This window comes from Pseudomonas sp. Fl5BN2 (genome assembly GCF_009908205.1).
Lineage (GTDB): Bacteria > Pseudomonadota > Gammaproteobacteria > Pseudomonadales > Pseudomonadaceae > Aquipseudomonas.
The window spans coordinates 303,973-323,244 of sequence record NZ_JAAARL010000003.1 but is presented as its reverse complement, the minus strand read 5'-3'; the positions used below and the strand labels follow the sequence as shown (position 1 = coordinate 323,244).

Below are 19,272 nucleotides of genomic sequence, written 5' to 3'. Positions count from 1 at the left end.
GTTTACTCGCTGTGGTAGGAAGTCGCGCGAGCGACTTCTTCTTTCGAACCAAGGAACACCGCTACGCGCTGGTGCAAGCCTTCAGGCTGGATGTCGAGAATGCGCTGATGGCCGTTGGTGGAGGCGCCGCCGGCTTGTTCAACCAGGAACGACATCGGGTTGGCTTCGTACATCAGGCGCAGTTTGCCTGGCTTCTCCGGCTCGCGGCTGTCACGTGGGTACATGAACAAGCCACCACGGGTCAGGATCCGGTGCACGTCGGCAACCATCGCAGCGACCCAACGCATGTTGTAGTTCTTTTTCAGCGGACCGTCTTCGCCTGCCAGCAGTTCGTCGACATAGCGTTGTACCGGCGCTTCCCAGTGACGCTGGTTGGACATGTTGATCGCGAATTCCTGAGTGGATTCCGGGATCTTGATGTCTTCGTGGGTCAGTACGAAGCTGCCCATTTCACGGTCCAGGGTGAAGCCTTTCACACCATCGCCCAGGGTCAGCACCAGCATGGTCTGCGGGCCGTAGATGGCATAACCGGCAGCAACCTGCTCGGTACCTGGCTGCAGGAAGGCCTTTTCGTTCAAGGCTTCGTTCTGGCTCAGGTACTCGTTCGGGCAACGCAGTACCGAGAAGATCGTGCCGACCGGCGCGTTGATATCGATGTTCGAGGAGCCGTCCAGTGGGTCGAAAACCAGCAGGTAGGCGCCCTTCGGATATTTGCCGGGGATCTGGTAGGCATTGTCCATTTCTTCGGACGCCATGCCGGCCAGGTGACCGCCCCATTCGTTGGCTTCGAGGAGGATCTCGTTGGAGATCACGTCGAGCTTCTTCTGCACTTCGCCCTGCACGTTTTCCGTGCCCATGCTGCCCAACACGCCGCCCAGGGCGCCCTTGGACACAGCGTGGCTGATCTCCTTGCAAGCACGCGCCACCACTTCGATCAGGAAGCGCAGATCGGCAGGAGTGTTGTTGCTACGGGTCTGCTCAATCAAATAGCGACTCAGGGTAACGCGGGACATGGAAGGCTCCGGAGGAATGGGGGGCTAAAAACCCGCGCAGTTTAACGCGAGTCGAGGCGCATTTCCTCCTCTCAGACAGGGAACTGGCAGATAGAGTTCAGGCGCCGGTTTCAGCGTAGTCGCATTTATGGCGAGGGCGCTTGCTCCCTCGCCACAGGGATCAGGATTTGATCGCTGGTTTGCGCAGCAGGCTGAACGCCATTGCGCCCAATGCCAGCACCCCCAGGAGCAGCACCGCCCACAGGCCGATTTTCTTCCAGTCAGGCCCGCTTGCCACCGGGGCGGCCGAGGTCGCGGCAGTGGACGGCGTCAACTGCGCCGCACCCTCGACCTTGGCCTGACCGAGCTCCTTGAGGCGCTGCGGACTGTAATCGGGAATCAGGGTGGCCAGCGGCAGATTCGCCGCCGTCGCGCTCGGATTGCCCAGGGCCAGGGTGTAAGGCCCGGCGCCACGGGCCAGGAACACCAGTTGGGTGCCACGCACGGCAAATTGCAGCGACGGAGCCTCGCTGCCCAAGCCACCTCCGCGCTCATCCACGGTGAGTTTCAGCTGCTGCACGGTCTGCCCGGGCAATTGCAGCTCGTTCTGCTGCACGTCCTGGCCGTTCTGGGTCAGGCGATACAGCAGGCCGCTGCCCAGTGGCTGCCACGGCAGGCTGCTCTCGCGACGCCCATGCAGCGTCGCCGGGGCCAGGCTGTTGGCCTGTTTGAGTTCGACTCGCACCCGCTCGATATTCAGCCCCATGGGCAACTGCCAGGTGTACTCACCCGCCTTGGCCGTACTGCCGCCCAGGGGCTGCGACCACACCAGCGGCGACGGCAGGCTGCTGGTGCTGCTGCTCAGCAGTTGCGCCGAGATCAGCGCCGGTGCCGACTGCGGGGTGTTCCACAACAGGCGCAGGTAGCGCGCCGACTGCCCGGGCAAGGCCACTTCATGCTGCTCGATCCGTTCGTCGGCAAACGACAGACGCGCCACCTGGCCTTCGCCCCAGGATTGCCAATGCTGCAGGTCGTCGCTGGCCTCGATGCTGAAACGCTGGAAACCGTCGCGCTCGCTGGTCCAGTCCAGTACCAGTTGCTGCAACGGCGCCTTGATCGCACTGGCGTCCAGCAACCAGCCCCGCAGGACTTCCTCGCCCGCCTCAAGCTGAGTGGCTGGCTGCACCTCCACCAGGGTGCCATTGGCAGTGGACTGCACTCGCACACTTGGGGTGCTGTCGCTGGCCTGCTCGGAGTTGTACAGCGGGAACCACTTCACGTCGCTGAGGTTGCGCCGCTCACTGGTCTGCGCCTGCTGACGAGCCAGGGCATAGGCTTGGGGCTCGCCGGCAGCGTTGAATACGCGGATGTCGCGCAGATCGGTCTGGCTGGCATGGAGTTGCACCGCTAGCGGCAACTCGAGGCGATACCAGGGGCCCTCGCCGCTCAGGCTCAATGGTGCAAGGGACTTAAAGTCCCCCGGCTTGTCCTGGGCCACGGCGGACAACGCCACACACAGGCCCATGGCCCCCAACCAGCCCAGGTTCAACTTATGACTCAAGACGACACTCCTTCATTCAACGGTTTGCCGGCCTCAGGCTCGGCCTCGGCCCGCTTGGGCGGCAACGGGGCGAAGTAGCCCACCACCAGCAACAGCACGCCGACCCCGATGAACGAGACGATCCGCGCCAGCCCGCCACGGTTGCTCAATTCCACCAGGAACAATTTGGCCACCACTACGGCAATCAGCGCAGCGCCAATCAGCCAGACTTCGCGACGATGACGCAAATGCCCGCCAATCATCAGGCTCAGGGCAATCAGGGTCCAAACGATGGACAACCCGGCCTGGACCATCATGGATTCCAGCAGCGCATCCGGCTGGAACGGTACGCCGCTCCAATGGTGAGCCGCCCGCATCACCAGGACAGTAAAGAAGGCGAACAGGGAGACCCCGGTCACCAACTGCAGGCCACGTTGCGCATGATCGGCACGAATCGACAGCTGCTGCACGGCGCTGCGGGACCAGACATAGACCCCGAACAGGGAGAACAGCAGTCCCAATTCCAGCGGGTTGAGCAACGGCAGATACGGCAACGGCTCGGCGCGTCCGTCGCTGAAGGTATTCGCCAGCCAGAACCAGCCGAGCATCAACACCGCCAGGGGCAGTGCGGCATACAAGCGGTACTCTCTGGAGTGGGAGGAAATCGGCCACGGCCAGTTGCGCGGCAGTGCCATCAACACCAGGTACAGGCTTGGCAGGATCGCCCAACCCAGCCAGCGCCAGGCGTTGTACTGCTCGGACAACAGCAGCAGGGCATAGCGCAGTTCCAGCGCCAGTATTCCGATCAGCAGCCAGCACCCCAGCACATGGGCACCGCTCAGCACTCGCGCCGGCAGCAATGTCGCCAAGCGCCGCAGGCTGAAGAAGTGCACTGCAAACAGCAGACTCCAGGCCAGCCAGCCAAGATCTGCCGCCGGGTGGTAACGCGGCGCCCAGGATGCCAGCAGCACCAGGGCCCCGGCCGGTATCAGCACACTGCACAGCAGGCCAAGAGACGACCATTTCAGGCGCAGCGCCAGCAATGACCAGAGCAACACACTAGCGGCAGCGATCAGCAACAACAGGCTTGCCTGCCAATGGACCGGAGCAAAACGCAGTACTTCCTTGAACCAGGTAAAGGCCCACCAGCAAGCACCCCAGGCCAGTAACAGATCGGACAGATGCCCCAGGCGCAAAGCAGCGAATGCCGAGCCGTGGTTGCCCCGCTGCAAGCGCCAGGCGCCCACCAACGCTGCCAGGGCCAGGACCATCGGCGTCCAGAAGTCGCCATTGGCCAGAGGCCGCACGCCCTCCTCCAGATCGCTGAAGAACCCGTTCGAACCGGCCAGCAGGAAGGTACTGCCGCCAATCACCTGCAGCAGCAGGCCGAAGACAAAACTCGCTCGCTGCTGCAGGTACAGGCTCAGCCAGATGATCAGCAGGCCGCTGGCCGCCCAGACTCCGCTGGCGGTGCGCCAAGGCAGGACAAACAACACCGCCAGGTTGATCATCATCAACCCCGCCAGCAGCACCACCGACAGGCCACGCAGCAGGCGCGGGTCACTGCGCACCATGTCATCGCGGGCCGCCAGGAGCATGCCGCCGATCAGTGTCAGGCCGATCAGCGACGCGCTCAACAGGCCGCTCCAGCCAGCACTGAACACCCCACTGGCATTCGCGTCCGCACCTTGCAGGCGCATCAGGAACAGGGCGCCGCCCAGCAACTGTATGGCGAACGCGGTGAACAGGAACGCCCGTGATTGCAGGCGCAGGCCAACAAACAGTGTCACCAGTCCTGCCAGGGCCCAGCTGATGGCGGTGCCTTGAGTGAAAAAGAACAGCGGCGCCAACAGGTACAGGAAGCCCAGCCCGAGCACTGCCAGGATCGGCGCTATGCCCTGCTCCCAATTCGACGACAAGGCCGCCTCGGCCCGTCGCAGTTGATCAAAACTGAACAGCAACGCAGCCCCGAGCAACAGCGCGCCCAACGGCGCACCGGCCAGCAGGCTGGTGTCACCGGGGCTCAGCTCACTGAGGAAAGCCAGGGCCGAGCCCACCTGCAGCAGCAAGGCGAACGCCCGCGCCAGAGGACGCTGCTGGCGCAGGCCGAGCCAGAAGATTCCGGCGCCCTCCACCGCCCACGCGGCAGCGGTCCAACGCGCATCCAGGCCCAGCGGAATCGCCAGGCTGGCGAAAATCACTCCCAGTGCCAGGCAGGTTTCACCCAACAGCAGAGCGCGCCCACCCATCAGCACCCGGGCCAGCAGCATGTAGATCAGACCCAGCGCCAAGGCGCTGAAGGACGCTGCGAATTCCAGGTGCTGGACCAGCGCCAACTGCAGGCCGAAGCCCACCAGCGGCGGACCGAAAAGCATGCTGCCGTCGACATAGTCGCCCTTGCGCGCGGACCAGTGCAGCAGCGCCTGCCGGCTGTCGTCCTGCGGCGCATCACTCATCTCCAGCAGCTTGCGCCGGGTGAACAACAGGCCGATGGCCAGGTACATCAGGAAGAACAGGATCAGGAACGGCTCGGTATTCCACAGCAGCTCCGGTGCATAGGAGCGCATGCCCCAGGCGAAACCGATGCCGAAGGTACCGACAAAGCCGATCAGGTTGAGCAGGCGCCAGGCCTTGAACCAGGCAATGGCCAGGATCCCGGCGTTGAGCAGGGCGAAGTAGCTGAACAGCGCCACATGGCTACCGGCGCCTGTGGACGTGAGGATCGGCGCGGCAAACCCACCCAGGGCAGCTGCAGCCGCCAACCCCAGGGCGTCCTGGGTAATGGCCAGGATTGCCGAGAACAGCGTCACCGCCACCAGCAGCCCTAGCGCAGCGGAAGGGTCGAGCAATGGGTGCAGGCGCATGGCCGCGAACACGGTCAAGTACAGCACCGCGATACCGGTACCTTGCAGCATCAGGGCGTAATTGCTGTTGCGCCGACGCAGCCACCAGCCCAGCCCCAGCAAGCCCAGGGAGCACGCCGCGACTCCGGCGTAACGCATTTCGATGGGCACCACCATGCCTTCGGTGGCGTAACGCAGGAGGAAGGCCAAGCCAAGGAACAACAGCACCACGCCGACCCGCAGCACGGTGTTGCCGCCAAATAACCAGTTGCGTGCGCCGCTGATGGCACGCTCGATCAGGTTCGGTTCCAGATGCACAGGGGCAGCAGGCTGATGCGCCTCCTGCGACGTCGGTTGCGACTGCCAGACCGCGTCCGGCACAGGCTGGCTGGCCTCGGCTGCGGCAGCCGACTGGGCAGCGGCTGGCAATTCCCAAACCAGCTCGGCAGCGACGGGAGCAGGCTCTACCGGCTGGACGGGGTCGAGAATGAATTCAGGCAATTGCGCAAGCTCTGGAGCCTCGGCAAAGCCAGTGGCCGTCTCGGGGAATGCTGCGCTGCTGGCTGTGGCCAAGGGCTGCGACGTGGGCTCGACAGTCGGGCTGCCGCTGGTTTCCAGCAACGCAAGACGCTGGCCCAGCGTGGACAGGGTGTTCTTCGCCAGCTCCAGCTCGCGGTGCTGATCAGCAACCTGCTTGTGCAGGGCACCGAGACGCAAGGCCAGGCCGATGGCCAGCCCCACGAACGCGCCAATCAGGGCATCGCTGAAGGATTCATCAACGATCCAGCCCAGCACCACCCCCAACAGCATGAACATCCATTGCATGTGTCGATATCCCTAAGCGGTCCACTGAAGGACGGGTACAACCGTGTTGACACTTTCGCCGGCAAGACGGCGCAGGTCACCCCCTATTGGAAGCCAGTCACGAAGCACAAGGCACCAGCAGGGAGATAAAAGGCGGCGCTCAGTATATCGACAAGGCCCAACAAACGTTGGGCCCTGTAGACACTTCTAGAATTTTCTCAAAAGGCTCATTCCAGCGCCTTCCAGATCTCCGCTGCGTATTCACGAATGGTCCGGTCCGATGAGAACCAGCCCATCCGCGCGCTGTTGAGTACCGCCGAGCGCCACCATTCCTTGGAATCGTGCCAGCGCTCCTCGACCCGGGCCTGGGCGCTCCAGTAGGCATCGAAGTCGGCGCAGACCAGGAACCGGTCGTGGTCGATCAGCGAATCCACCAGCCCGGTGTAGCGCGACGGATCATCCGGCGAGAACACCCCGCCGCGGATCGCCTGCAACACATCGTTGAGCCGATGAGAAGCAGCAACATCCGCAACCGCGCTGAATTCACCATTGCGCTTGCGCGCCTCCACCTGCTGGGCGCTAAGGCCGAAGATGAACATGTGTTCGGCGCCGACCCGCTCACACATCTCGACGTTGGCGCCATCCAGGGTGCCGATGGTCAGCGCACCGTTGAGACCGAACTTCATGTTGCTGGTGCCCGAGGCTTCGAACCCGGCAGTGGAGATCTGCTCCGAAAGGTCGGCGGCGGGAATGATGCTTTCCGCCAGGCTGACGTTGTAGTTGGGCAGGAACACCACCTTGAGCAGCCCGCGTACCGTAGGATCGTTGTTCACCGTGCGGGCGATGTCGTTGGTCAGCTTGATGATCAGCTTGGCCTGGTGATAGCTGGCGGCGGCCTTGCCGGCGAAGATCTTCACCCGAGGCACCCAGTCGGTTTCCGGCTCGGCGCGAATCGCCTGGTACAGCGCCACGGTGTGCAGCAGGTTGAGCAACTGACGCTTGTACTCGTGGATGCGCTTGACCTGCACATCGAACATCGCCGCCGGGTTGACCGCAATCCCCAGGCGCTCATGGATGATCGCCGCCAGGGCGCGCTTGCTGTGCAAGCGCTGTTCGGCGAACTGTTTGCGAAATGCCGGTTTTTCGGCAAAAGGCTCAAGCCCCAGCAGCAGCTCTTCGGGGTTGTCCAACAGCTCGTGACCAAGCGCCTCGACCAGCATGCCTGTCAGTTGCGGGTTGGCCTGGTACAGCCAGCGGCGGAAGGTGATGCCGTTGGTCTTGTTGTTGATTCGCTCGGGATACAGCTTGTGCAGCTCGGAGAACACCGTGCTGCGCATCAACTGGGTGTGCAAGCCGGACACACCATTGACGCTGTGGGAGCCAAGGAATGCCAGGTTGCCCATGCGCACCCGGCGGCCATTGTCTTCCTCGATCAGCGACACCGCCCGCAGTACGTCGAAATCATGCATGCCCTTGGCCCGTAGCGCATCGATGTGCTGGGCATTGATCAGGTAGATGATCTGCATGTGCCGCGGCAGCATGCGCTCCATCAGGCCCACCGGCCAGGTTTCCAGGGCCTCGGGCAGCAGGGTGTGGTTGGTGTAGGACAGGGTTTCCACGGTGATCTGCCACGCCGCATCCCAGGCGATGCCGTGCAGGTCCACCAACTGGCGCATCAACTCGGCCACGGCAATCGAGGGGTGGGTGTCGTTGAGCTGGATCGCCGCGTGCTCGCCGAGGCTGAGCACCGAGTCGTGCATGTTCTTGTGGCGCCGCAGCAGGTCCTGCAACGACGCCGAGACGAAGAAGTACTCCTGGCGCAGGCGCAGTTCCTGGCCGGCCTCGGTGCTGTCGGCCGGGTACAACACCCGGGAAATGCTCTCGGCCCGGGCCACCTCCGCTACCGCCCCCAGGTGGTCACCGGCATTGAAACGCTCCAGGTGCAGGTCTTCCATGGCCCGCGCCCGCCACAGGCGCAGGGTATTGACGCTGGCCCCGCGCCAACCCACCACTGGGGTGTCATAGGCCACCGCCCGCACCGTTTCCACCGGCCACCAGACTTGCCGGGGATTACCCATCTCGTCGGTCACCGTGTCGACGCTGCCGCCAAAACCGATGGAGTAGATCACCTCCGGGCGCTCGAACTCCCAGGGGTTGCCGAAATCCAGCCAGTGCTCGGTCTGCTCCTGTTGCCAGCCGTCGACGATGGCCTGGCGGAACAGGCCGTGCTCATAACGGATGCCGTAGCCGTGGCCGGCGATGCCCAGGGTCGACATGCTTTCCATGAAGCACGCCGCCAGGCGTCCGAGGCCACCGTTGCCCAAGGCCGCATCGGGCTCCAGCAAACGAATGCGCTCCAGGTCCACCCCCAGGTCGGTTAGGGCTTCACGGGCCACCTCCAACAGCCCGAGATTGCTCAGGCTGTCGAACAACAGGCGGCCGATCAGGAACTCCAGGGACAGGTAGTACACCCGCTTCTGGCCCTTGCGGTAGATCTGCCGCGTGTGATCCATCCAGCGGTCGACCATATGGTCGCGCGCGGCCAGGGCAATAGCCTCGAACCAATCGTGGTCGAAGGCGTGATCCGGGTCTTTGCCTACCGCGTAGGTGAGCTTGGTCAAGACGGCTTCGCGAAAAGCAGCCACCTCAGCGTCGCGAACAAGGGGTTCCTGAGTCATTGATACGACCTCTGACGAGATACACAGTGAGCATGGAGTGGACTGAGCCTAGTCGGTCTGACACGAGGCGAAGGCTCTGGTTCGGCGCTATTTCAAATGGCTCGGCTAAAACGGCAGCCTTCTGCGCCAGCAGGGAAAAAGATGCAGATGCCGTGCCGCCAGGCGTTGAGCGACCTGACATGAAGAAAAATCCGACACAAAGTTGTTCAAAAATCCACCAGTCCCGGTATGATCGCGCGCCCTGGAACATGCCGGAAACAACCTTGATGAAGCCCACTCTGATCGCCGCCGCGGAAATCGACCGACTCGATACCTGGGCCAAGTACTCCGCACCCATGTGCGGTTCCTGCATGTCCAGCTGCTGTACCCTGCCGGTGGAAGTGAAGATCAAGGACCTGATCCGCATTGGCATCGTCGATGAGTTCGAACTGGGCGAGCCGGCGAAGAACATCGCCAAGCGCCTGCAGAAAGAAGGCATCGTCGAGCGCTACAACCAGAAGTCGGAAATCTTCACCCTGCAGCGCATGAGCAACAACGACTGCCTGTATCTGGATCGTAAAAGCCGCCTGTGCACCATTTATGACAAGCGCCCGGACACCTGCCGCAACCATCCGAAGATCGGCCCGCGTCCCGGCCATTGCGCCTACAAGCCTAAGCCACTGGAACGCCCGACCAACACCACCCGTCGGACCCTGGAACGCTTCTGATCCCCGACCTGCGCCTTTAGCCCGGTAGCGAGGCCGCGGCCGGCTGCACAGCAGCCGCTGTGCGGCCGTCCCGGCGAGATGTAGCGCGCCCTGTCGCTTCACGGCTGCTACGCAAGCTCGGCAAGGGCACTGACAGGCAGCCAACCGGGCTTTTTCGCAGAGCAAAAAAAACGCCCCCGGTCTTGCGACCGGGGGCGTTTTTATTCAGCCGGAACTAAAGACTCAGTTCTTGGCTTTCTTGGCAGCGCGGGTACGCTCGCTTTCGTCCAGGATCTTCTTGCGAAGACGGATGGACTTAGGAGTCACTTCACACAGCTCGTCGTCCTGGATGAATTCCAGAGCCTGTTCCAGGGTGAAGCGAACAGGTGGAACCAGAGCGATGGTTTCGTCTTTACCCGAAGCACGCATGTTGTCGAGCTTCTTGCCCTTGGTAGGGTTAACGCCCAGGTCGTTGTCACGGCTGTTCAGACCAACGATCTGACCGTTGTAGATCTCTTGACCGTGCTCAACGAACAGCTTGCCACGCGCCTGCAGGGTTTCCAGGGAGTAGGTCAGCGCCTTACCGGTTTCAACCGATACCAGAACACCGTTCTGACGGCCGGACATGTCGCCGGACTTCATCACGTCGTAACGGTCGAAGATCGAGGTCAGGATGCCAGCACCGTTGGTCAGGGTCAGGAACTGGTTACGGAAACCGATCAGACCGCGAGCAGGGATGTTGTATTCCAGACGTACACGGCCCTTGCCATCCGGCACCATGTTGGTCAGGTCGCCCTTACGCAGGCCCATCTCTTCCATCACCTTGCCCTGGGATTCTTCCGGCAGGTCGATGGTGACGTTTTCGAACGGTTCGTGCTTCACGCCGTCAACCAGACGGATGATCACTTCCGGACGGCCTACAGCCATTTCGAAGCCTTCGCGACGCATGGTTTCGATCAGTACCGAGAGGTGCAGCTCACCACGGCCGGAAACCTTGAACTTGTCAGCCGAGTCGCCTTCTTCAACGCGCAGTGCAACGTTGTACAGCAGCTCTTTGTCCAGACGTTCCTTGATGTTACGGGAAGTCACGAACTTGCCTTCTTTACCGCAGAATGGCGAGTCGTTGACCTGGAAGGTCATGGAAACGGTTGGCTCGTCAACGGTCAGCGGCTTCATCGCTTCGACCGTGTCCGGGTGGCACAGGGTGTCGGAGATGAACAGCGAGTCCATGCCGCTGATGCAAACGATGTCGCCTGCAGCAGCTTCTTCAACGTCAACGCGGTGCAGACCGTGGTGACCCATCAGCTTCAGGATACGACCGTTACGCTTCTTGCCAGTGGCGTCGATAGCCACGACTGGGGTGTTCGGCTTGACGCGACCACGAGCGATACGGCCAACGCCGATAACACCCAGGAAGCTGTTGTAGTCCAGTGCGGAGATCTGCATCTGGAACGGACCGTCACGGTCAACAGCCGGCGCGGGTACGTTGTCGACGATCGACTGGTACAGCGGGGTCATGTCTTCAGCCATGTCGGTGTGGTCCAGACCGGCAATACCGTTCAGGGCCGAGGCGTAGACGACCTTGAAGTCCAGCTGTTCTTCGGTAGCACCCAGGTTGTCGAACAGATCGAAGATCTGGTCCAGAACCCAGTCCGGACGCGCGCCTGGACGGTCAACCTTGTTGATCACCACGATTGGACGCAGGCCGGCTTCGAAAGCCTTCTTGGTCACGAAACGGGTTTGCGGCATAGGGCCGTCCTGGGCGTCGACCAGCAGCAGCACGGAGTCAACCATGGACATTACGCGCTCAACTTCACCACCGAAGTCGGCGTGGCCCGGGGTGTCCACGATGTTGATGTGGTAGCCGTTCCAGTTGATGGCGGTGTTTTTCGCCAGGATGGTAATACCGCGCTCTTTTTCCTGGTCGTTGGAGTCCATCACGCGCTCGTCGTTGAGCTCGTTGCGCTCCAGGGTGCCGGATTGACGCAGGAGTTTGTCTACCAGGGTGGTCTTACCATGGTCAACGTGGGCAATGATGGCGATGTTGCGTAGATTTTCGATCACTTGTGTATCTCGATCAGAGGATTCGGTGTGCTGACAAATGCTGGCAGCGATTAACAATAGATTCAGGCCTGGCCGTTACAGCTTGACGGCGGCGTCGGGGGGCCGGTGACGCAAGCCACAGGCAAACATCCCCGGGCACTTAGCTCGGTCTATAAACGCGCACATTGGCATGTCCCTCACTGAGCAGATGGTGAGCATGCAGGCGACTCATGACGCCTTTGTCGCAATACAGCAGGTACTGGCGCGTAGGGTCCAGTTCCTTGAAGCGGGCGTTCAATGCATAGAACGGCAGCGCTTTTACTTCGATGCCAGAAAGCTCCAGCGGGTCATCTTCCTGAGCATCCGGGTGACGGATGTCGATAACGATCTGACCGGCCAGCGCTTCACTGACTTCTTCAATCTGCACATCCTGGCCCAACTCGTCGATCACCCGATCGATCGGCACCAATTTGGCCCGCTCGATCGCACGCTCGAGCACCGCCATATCGAATTCTTTCTCTTCATGCTCGACGCGATGGCGCTTGGCATGGGTCTTGGGGTTCACCGAGATGACCCCGCAGTACTCCGGCATGTGCTTGGCGAAGTCGGCGGTGCCGATCTCCACGGCCAGGTCGATGATGTCCTGCTTGTGGCTGGCGATCAGTGGACGCAACACCAGCTTCTCGGTCACGCAGTCGATTACCGACAGGTTCGGCAGGGTCTGGCTGGACACCTGGGAAATCGCCTCGCCGGTGACCAGCGCATCGATGTTCAGGCGGTCGGCAATGCTCGACGCGGCACGCAACATCATACGCTTCAAAATGACGCCCATATGACTGTTGTCGACTTTGCCGAGGATTTCCCCCAGCACTTCCTCGAACGGCACGCTGACGAACAGCACCCGCTGGGAGCTGCCGTACTTCTTCCATATATAGTGCGCGACTTCCATCACGCCCAATTCATGGGCACGACCGCCCAGGTTGAAGAAGCAGAAATGCCCCATCAGGCCGCGGCGCATGATCTGGTAGGCCGCCACTGTAGAGTCGAAACCGCCGGACATCAGTACCAGGGTCTGTTCCAGGGCGCCCAGCGGATAGCCGCCGATGCCGTTGTGCTGGCTATGGATCACAAACAACCGTTGGTCGCGAATTTCCATCCGCACTTCAATTTCCGGCGTTTTCAGGGAAATTCCGGCGGCGCCGCACTGCCGACGCAGTTGGCTGCCGACGTATTTCTCCACGTCCATGGAGCTGAATTCATGCTTGCCGGCACGCTTGCAACGCACGGCAAAGACCTTCCCGGCCAGGGCGTCGCCGAAGTGCTGCTGACACTTGGCAACGATGTCGTCGAAGTCACCCAGGCGGTACTCATCGACCTGCAGGAAATGCGCGATGCCGGGCATGCAGCTCAGGCGCTCGGTCATGTCCTTGAGGGCCTTGGGCTCGCTGACGGCAGTTTCCAGCTCGAGGTTGTCCCACACACCATTGACCACCACAGCCGGGTCCAGATCGCGGAGCACGGCACGGATGTTTTTAGCCAGCTGACGGATGAAACGCGTCCGTACCGGGCGGCTCTTGATAGTGATTTCTGGGAAAACTTTAACGATTAGTTTCATGAAAACAGCGCGCGCTGGGCCAGCCGAAAAAGGGGGGCGCGGATTATAGCGGAAATTGCTCAAGGTTTGACCAGTTAATGTGCAGAAGGATTTCAATGCACCAAAACAGGTCATTTATCAGCAAAGACGCTACATTGCAGTGCGTCGCACGCCGGCATTTAGCCAAAACCGCCCGATAAAGCGTGATTTTGGGGCAGAAAACCCATCTCGGGGCACTGGCATGCAATTTGCTCCCTTGTGAGGCAGGTTGCCATGGCAGAGTATTCGCGCCGGCATCACCCACATTCTAAGGGCACTCCAACACCAGCCCGAAGCCACCCGGAGGACACTATGTCGAAGTCGGTTCAACTCATCAAAGATCATGACGTCAAATGGATTGATCTGCGCTTCACAGACACCAAGGGCACTCAACATCACGTGACCATGCCGGCCCGTGATGCCCTGGATGACGCCTTCTTCGAAGAAGGCAAGATGTTCGACGGTTCCTCCATCGCTGGCTGGAAAGGCATCGAAGCCTCCGACATGATCCTGATGCCGGACGACACCACCGCCGTACTCGACCCGTTCACCGAAGAGCCGACCCTGATCCTGGTCTGCGACGTGATCGAACCTTCGACCATGCAAGGCTACGACCGCGACCCGCGTGCGATCGCCAAGCGTGCCGAGGAGTACCTGAAGTCCACCGGTATCGGCGACACCGTATTCGTAGGCCCGGAGCCTGAGTTCTTCATCTTCGACCAGGTGAAGTTCAAGTCCGACATCTCCGGCTCGATGTTCAAGATCTTCTCCGACCAGGGTTCGTGGATGTCCGACCAGGACGTGGAAGGCGGCAACCATGGCCACCGTCCAGGTATCAAAGGCGGCTACTTCCCGGTTCCGCCGTTCGACCACGACCACGAAATCCGTACCTCCATGTGCAACGCCATGGAAGAAATGGGCCTGGTCATCGAAGTTCACCACCACGAAGTGGCGACTGCCGGCCAGAACGAGATCGGTGTGAAGTTCAACACCCTGGTCACCAAGGCTGACGAAGTTCAGACCCTGAAATACTGCGTACACAACGTTGCCGTGGCCTACGGCCGCACCGCGACCTTCATGCCCAAGCCTCTGTACGGCGACAACGGTTCGGGTATGCACGTTCACCTGTCCATCGCCAAAGATGGCAAGAACACCTTCGCTGGCGAAGGTTATGCCGGCCTGTCCGATACCGCCCTGTACTTCATCGGCGGCATCATCAAGCACGGTAAGGCCCTGAACGGCTTCACCAACCCGTCGACCAACTCCTACAAGCGTCTGGTCCCAGGTTTCGAAGCACCGGTGATGCTGGCCTACTCGGCGCGCAACCGCTCCGCTTCGATCCGGATTCCTTACGTGTCCAGCCCTCGCGCTCGCCGTATCGAAGCCCGCTTCCCGGATCCAGCAGCCAACCCGTACCTGGGCTTCGCTGCCCTGCTGATGGCTGGCCTGGACGGCATCCAGAACAAGATCCACCCTGGCGACGCAGCTGACAAAAACCTGTACGACCTGCCGCCTGAAGAGGCCAAAGAGATCCCACAAGTTTGCGGCAGCCTGAAAGAAGCCCTGGAAGAGCTGGACAAAGGTCGGGCGTTCCTGACCAAAGGCGGCGTTTTCAGCGACGACTTCATCGACGCTTACATCGCTCTGAAAAGCGAAGAAGAAATCAAGGTCCGGACCTTCGTACACCCACTGGAATACGAGCTGTACTACAGCTGCTGATCCGGTAGCGCCGGCGCAAGCCGCGTGATCAAAAGGCCTCCTTCGGGAGGCCTTTTTTATGCCTGCAATAGCGCAAAAGGCTTTTGTGGCGAGAGCGCTTTCAGGGACGCAAGTTTGCACCGCCCAGGGCAGTTGCGTGCATCATGGGCGCCACTCTATTGAACAGCCGAGCTCGCCCATGACCTCACGCCTCACGCTATGCCTGACACTGACCTGCAGCCTGTTTGCCACAGCAGCCTGCGCCGCCGACGCTCCAGCCTCCCTGGCCCCGTTGCTGGGCAGCATTGGCGAACGTCTGGACATTGCCGATCAAGTAGCCCTGAGCAAATGGGACAGCCACAAAGCCGTGGAAGACCGCTCCAGGGAACAGCAGGTGATTGCCGGGGCCTCAGCCCAGGCCGCCGTCTATCACCTGAACCAGGAGGTGGTCGCGCCATTCTTCGCCGCCCAGATCGAAGCCAACAAGCTGGTGCAGTACGCCAGGCTTTCCGCCTGGCATCTGCAAGGCAAGGCGCCTGATACGCCACGGGCGGATCTGGTTGGGCAGATCCGCCCGCAACTCGATCAGTTACAAAAACGCCTGCTGCAGCAACTGGCCGATTTCAGCCCTCATCGCAGTGACGCTCAATGCCCGCAATGGCTGGCCCAGGCCAACAGGGCCAGCAGCAACGACCCACTGCGCCAACTGGCAATGGTCCGGGCCACGGCCGAGTTATGTGTGTTCAAAGGTTAACCACGGCCGGGCCAATCGGCCCTGCGCCCTATGCTGGAGCCTTTCAAGCAAAGGCCCCGGCGGCCAGGATCAAGGTCATGCGCGTCACCGTCTTTTGCCTGCTGTGGATAACGGCTCTGCCAGCCATTGCCGAGATCTACCAGTACACCGATGCCGCGGGCCATCGCGCCTACAGCGACCAGCCGCCAAAGACTGCATACCAGTCAATCGAAACACCCGCACCCAATCGCATCCAGAGCCCTGTGCCACTCCCCCGGGAAACGCCGCGAGCGGCACCGCCCACGTCGGAGCAGCCCTACGCCCGGCTGGAGCTGAGCGGAGTGCCAGAGCACGGTGCCTTGCGGGCCAACAATGGCAGCTTCAGCGTGCAGGTGGAGTTGCAACCAGGCCTGCAGGCACCTCATCGCCTACGCCTGTTGCTGGACGACAAACCCTATGGCCGCGCCAGCCCGGGGCCAGGCCTGCAACTGGTGAACCTCAACCGTGGCCAGCATCGCCTGGCAGTCCAGGTCCTCGATGGCGAACGGGTCTTGCAGCAGAGTCCGGACGTCACCTTCACCCTGCTGCGAACCCGTCGACCTTAACCCCACGCACGCCTCAACCGCGCACCACCCCACTGGCCAACAGCTTGGCAATCGTCGGCGCATCCAGGCCGAGCCCCTCCAGTACTCCGCGGGTGTGCTGCCCCAATGTCGGCGGCGCACTGCGATAACTGGCCGGCGTCCGCGAGAGCTTCACTGGAGAACCAATGCCCCGATAGTCGCCGATCTCCACCAGCAACCCTCGATGACGGGTGTGGGGATGGGCCACCACCTGGTCAACGGTGGCGATCGAACCGCAAGGCACACCCAGGCCAATCAGTCGCGGCGCTAGCAACGCACCGTCGTGGGCGGCCAGATAATGCTCCAGAGCCTGCTTCAATGCCTGGCGATTGACCGAACGCTGGCCGTTGTCGGTAAAGCGTGGGTCTTCCAGCAACTCACTGGCCCCCAGTTCCTGACACAACCTGGCGAACTGTCGATCGTTGCCAACCGCAAGGAAGATCGGTTCGCCAGCAGTGCGATAGCTGTCGTATGGAGCAATGTTGGGATGGGCATTACCGGTGCGCTGTGGCGTTTTGCCAGAGGCAAAATAGTTCGGCAAATGCGGATGCAACAGCGATACGCCACAGTCGTACAGGGAGATGTCCAGTGACTGCCCGAGGCCGCTGCGCTGACGCTCGTTGAGCGCCAGGAGGATCCCCGCCAGAGCATTCAGGCCAGTGACCATGTCGACAATTGGCAGACCGATCCGCAGCGGCCCGCCCTCGCCTTCGCCATTGACACTCATCAAGCCGGCCATGGCCTGGATCACCGCGTCATACCCGGGCAGGCCTCCCAGGGGACCGTCACCGCCAAAACCGGAAATCGCGCAGTGAATCAGTCCTGGAAAGCGCTGGCTCAGCACCTCGCTGTAGCCGATCCCCCAGCGCTGCAGAGTGCCGGGCTTGAAGTTCTCGACCAGCACATCGGCGTCTTCCAGCAATTGCATCAGCAACGCCAGCCCTTCGGGACGGGACAGGTCGACGGCAATCCCCTGCTTGTTGCGGTTGATACCCCGAAAATACGCAGCATCGACCCCTTCGAAAGGCGGCCCCCAGCCCCGGGTCTCGTCGCCACTCAACGGCTCCAGCTTGATCACCTGCGCACCATGGTCGGCCAGCGCCTGGGAACAGTAGGGACCGCCCAGCACACGGCTGAGGTCGATGACTTTCAGGCCCGTCAGGGCCCCTTGGGCAAGCGTCATGAATGTACTCCGGCAAATCGGAAAGGGCCGGCCATTCAGGCCGGCAGCAACTGCAGGGCCTCGGCTTGCGACAGCGGGCTTTCATTGGCCAGGCGCGCCAGTAGCCCGGCGTCGATGCTGGGCTCCAGGCCCAGGGGATCGCGCGGCAAGACCTTGTGCACCAGCACCAGATGCGCCAGGGCCAGGCGGCGATAATCCGGTGCCTGACGCGTGGCCTCCCAGGCCATGAAGATCGCACTGGCCAGGTGATAGAGCACACTGCCAGCCTGCCGCACCTGCTCATCCCGGCGTTGTTGCGCCACCGCATGGAAGCAGGTCACGGTGCGCAGCAGGGCCGAGTCGAACTGCCGGCGGCTGGCCTCGGGCAAATCGGCTTCGGCCAACAATCCGGCCAGATGGCCTTGCAAGGATTCCAGTGCCTGTTCACGGGTTACCGCTCGGGCAATGTCGAGGGCCACGATGTTGCTGGTGCCCTCCCAGATCGACCCCAAATGTGCATCGCGCACCAGCCGGGCATCGCTCCACTCCTCGATGTAGCCAACCCCGCCGCGCACTTCCATGGCATCGCCGGTGACCCGTCGGGCATCCCGGCAAGCGCGGAACTTGATCAGCGGCGTGAGAATTCGCACGCACTTGCGCGCCGCGTCGTCACCGCCATCGGCCCGGGGCAGCAAGCTGGCGATCTGCATGAACATCGAGCGCGCCTGTTCGGTGGGCAGCATCATCTTCAGCAACTGGCGCTGCATCAGCGGCATCTCTATCAGGTGCTTGCCGAAGGCCCGGCGCTGGCGCGCGATGAACAGCGCTTCATTAAGCCCGCGACGCATCAATCCCGCCGCCCGCACGCCGTTGGACAGCCGTGACATGTTGATCATGTCGGCCATCTGCTGGAAACCGCGGCCGACCTCACCGATCAAGTAGGCACTAGCGCCTTCCAGGGTAATCTCGCCGCTCGCCATGGAACGGCTGCCCAGCTTGTCCTTCAGGCGCTGGATCCGGTAGTGATTGCGCGAACCATCCGCCAGGATTTTCGGCAGCAGGAACAAACTGACCCCGGCCATGCCCTCTGGGGCGTCTTCCGGGCGCGCCAGGACCATGGCCAGGTCGGCATCCGGGTTGGAGCAGAACCACTTTTCCCCGAACAGGCGCCATTGGCCGTCCTCCAGCCGGGCTCGGGTTTCAGTGCGCGAGACATCGGAGCCAGCGGCCTGTTCAGTCATGAACATCGCCCCTTGGAACAGCTGCTCGAAATCCTGCGACTGCAACTGCGGCAGGTAGCGCTCCACCAGTTCCGGTGCGCCGAACTTGCGCAAGGTGCGGGTCAGGGAGTCGGTCATGCTGACCGGGCAGCACAGGCCGAATTCAGCCTGGACGAACAGATAGGTCAGGGCATATTTGATCAACGGCACAGGGCTGTCGGGGCGATGGCTCATGGCGGCCAGGCCCAGTTCGGCGTAGGCGACTCGTTCCAGAGCCACGTAGTCTGGATGCTTGGCGATGCTTTGCAGGTTCTCGCCACGGCGGGTGCGCGGTTGCAGAACCGGCGGGTTCTTGTCGGCGGACAGGGCCAGCACATCCAGTTCACCGCCAGCCCGAGCACCCAGGCGCTGCAAGGTGGGCAACCACTGCTGGTAGACCGTCGACGGCAGGTAGACCTTGAGCAACGCGGCCAGGCCAGCATCACATTCGAATAGGTTGATGCCCCGGCTATCAGGGATATTCAGGCTGTCTGCAGTAGGGCGAGGCTCGGCGATCATGGCGCATCTCCTGATTTTTGTAGGCCGAGACTAGAGCCGCCATTGATAAGTATCTAATA

At 61.9% G+C, this 19,272-nt stretch carries 12 protein-coding genes; 4 read left to right on the top strand and 8 right to left on the bottom strand.

Annotated elements, in window-relative coordinates; translation table 11 throughout:
• Positions 1-2 precede the first annotated feature (2 nt).
• The 4 genes from GV819_RS05940 to GV819_RS05925 all read right to left on the bottom strand — a co-directional run bounded on the left by GV819_RS05940 (position 3) and on the right by GV819_RS05925 (position 8,857).
• The gene (locus GV819_RS05940) at positions 3-1,013 is read right to left on the bottom strand and encodes a class 1 fructose-bisphosphatase (RefSeq protein ID WP_161754420.1); all 1,011 of its coding nucleotides are present in this window, start codon (positions 1,011-1,013) and stop codon (positions 3-5) included.
• 160 nt (positions 1,014-1,173) lie between these two features.
• The gene (locus GV819_RS05935; protein ID WP_161754418.1) at positions 1,174-2,553 is read right to left on the bottom strand and encodes a DUF3999 domain-containing protein; all 1,380 of its coding nucleotides are present in this window, start codon (positions 2,551-2,553) and stop codon (positions 1,174-1,176) included.
• The gene (locus tag GV819_RS05930; RefSeq protein ID WP_161754416.1) at positions 2,550-6,200 is read right to left on the bottom strand and encodes a DUF2339 domain-containing protein; all 3,651 of its coding nucleotides are present in this window, start codon (positions 6,198-6,200) and stop codon (positions 2,550-2,552) included. Before GV819_RS05930 ends, GV819_RS05935 begins: the two co-directional genes overlap by 4 nt.
• A 206-nt stretch (positions 6,201-6,406) precedes the next feature.
• The gene (locus GV819_RS05925) at positions 6,407-8,857 is read right to left on the bottom strand and encodes a glycogen/starch/alpha-glucan phosphorylase (protein ID WP_161754414.1); all 2,451 of its coding nucleotides are present in this window, start codon (positions 8,855-8,857) and stop codon (positions 6,407-6,409) included.
• Between the two features lie 266 nt (positions 8,858-9,123).
• Between GV819_RS05925 and GV819_RS05920 the strand changes: the two genes are divergently transcribed.
• Positions 9,124-9,564, top strand: a complete 441-nt coding sequence (locus GV819_RS05920; protein ID WP_161754412.1) for a YkgJ family cysteine cluster protein — start codon at positions 9,124-9,126, stop codon at positions 9,562-9,564.
• A gap of 222 nt (positions 9,565-9,786) precedes the next feature.
• Here the strand turns inward: GV819_RS05920 and typA are convergent, their stop codons facing one another.
• Both typA and thiI read right to left on the bottom strand, forming a co-directional pair.
• Positions 9,787-11,607 carry a translational GTPase TypA gene (gene typA, locus GV819_RS05915; protein WP_161754410.1) on the bottom strand — a complete coding sequence of 607 codons (1,821 nt, stop codon included), beginning with the start codon at positions 11,605-11,607 and terminating at the stop codon, positions 9,787-9,789.
• Positions 11,608-11,746: 139 nt separating this feature from the next.
• Positions 11,747-13,201, bottom strand: coding sequence for a tRNA uracil 4-sulfurtransferase ThiI (gene thiI / locus GV819_RS05910; protein WP_161754408.1), 1,455 nt, complete (start codon positions 13,199-13,201; stop codon positions 11,747-11,749).
• A 330-nt stretch (positions 13,202-13,531) separates the two neighbouring features.
• Here thiI and glnA point away from each other — a divergent pair, with 330 nt between their 5' ends.
• From glnA to GV819_RS05895, 3 genes are all read left to right on the top strand, one after another.
• The gene (gene glnA / locus GV819_RS05905) at positions 13,532-14,938 is read left to right on the top strand and encodes a glutamate--ammonia ligase (protein WP_161754406.1); all 1,407 of its coding nucleotides are present in this window, start codon (positions 13,532-13,534) and stop codon (positions 14,936-14,938) included.
• A 178-nt stretch (positions 14,939-15,116) separates the two neighbouring features.
• Complete coding sequence (locus GV819_RS05900) at positions 15,117-15,671, top strand: chorismate mutase (protein ID WP_161754404.1); 555 nt, start codon at positions 15,117-15,119, stop codon at positions 15,669-15,671.
• 77 nt (positions 15,672-15,748) lie between these two features.
• On the top strand, positions 15,749-16,255 hold the full coding sequence (locus GV819_RS05895) for a DUF4124 domain-containing protein (RefSeq protein ID WP_178124666.1): 507 nt from the start codon (positions 15,749-15,751) through the stop codon (positions 16,253-16,255).
• Between the two features lie 13 nt (positions 16,256-16,268).
• On the opposite strand, the gene GV819_RS05890 is transcribed toward GV819_RS05895, so the two are convergent.
• Complete coding sequence (locus GV819_RS05890) at positions 16,269-17,456, bottom strand: CaiB/BaiF CoA transferase family protein (RefSeq protein WP_161754400.1); 1,188 nt, start codon at positions 17,454-17,456, stop codon at positions 16,269-16,271.
• Between the two features lie 35 nt (positions 17,457-17,491).
• Positions 17,492-19,213 (bottom strand): acyl-CoA dehydrogenase family protein, encoded by a 1,722-nt coding sequence (locus GV819_RS05885; protein WP_161754398.1) that lies wholly within the window; start codon positions 19,211-19,213, stop codon positions 17,492-17,494.
• Between the last annotated feature and the right edge of the window lie 59 nt (positions 19,214-19,272).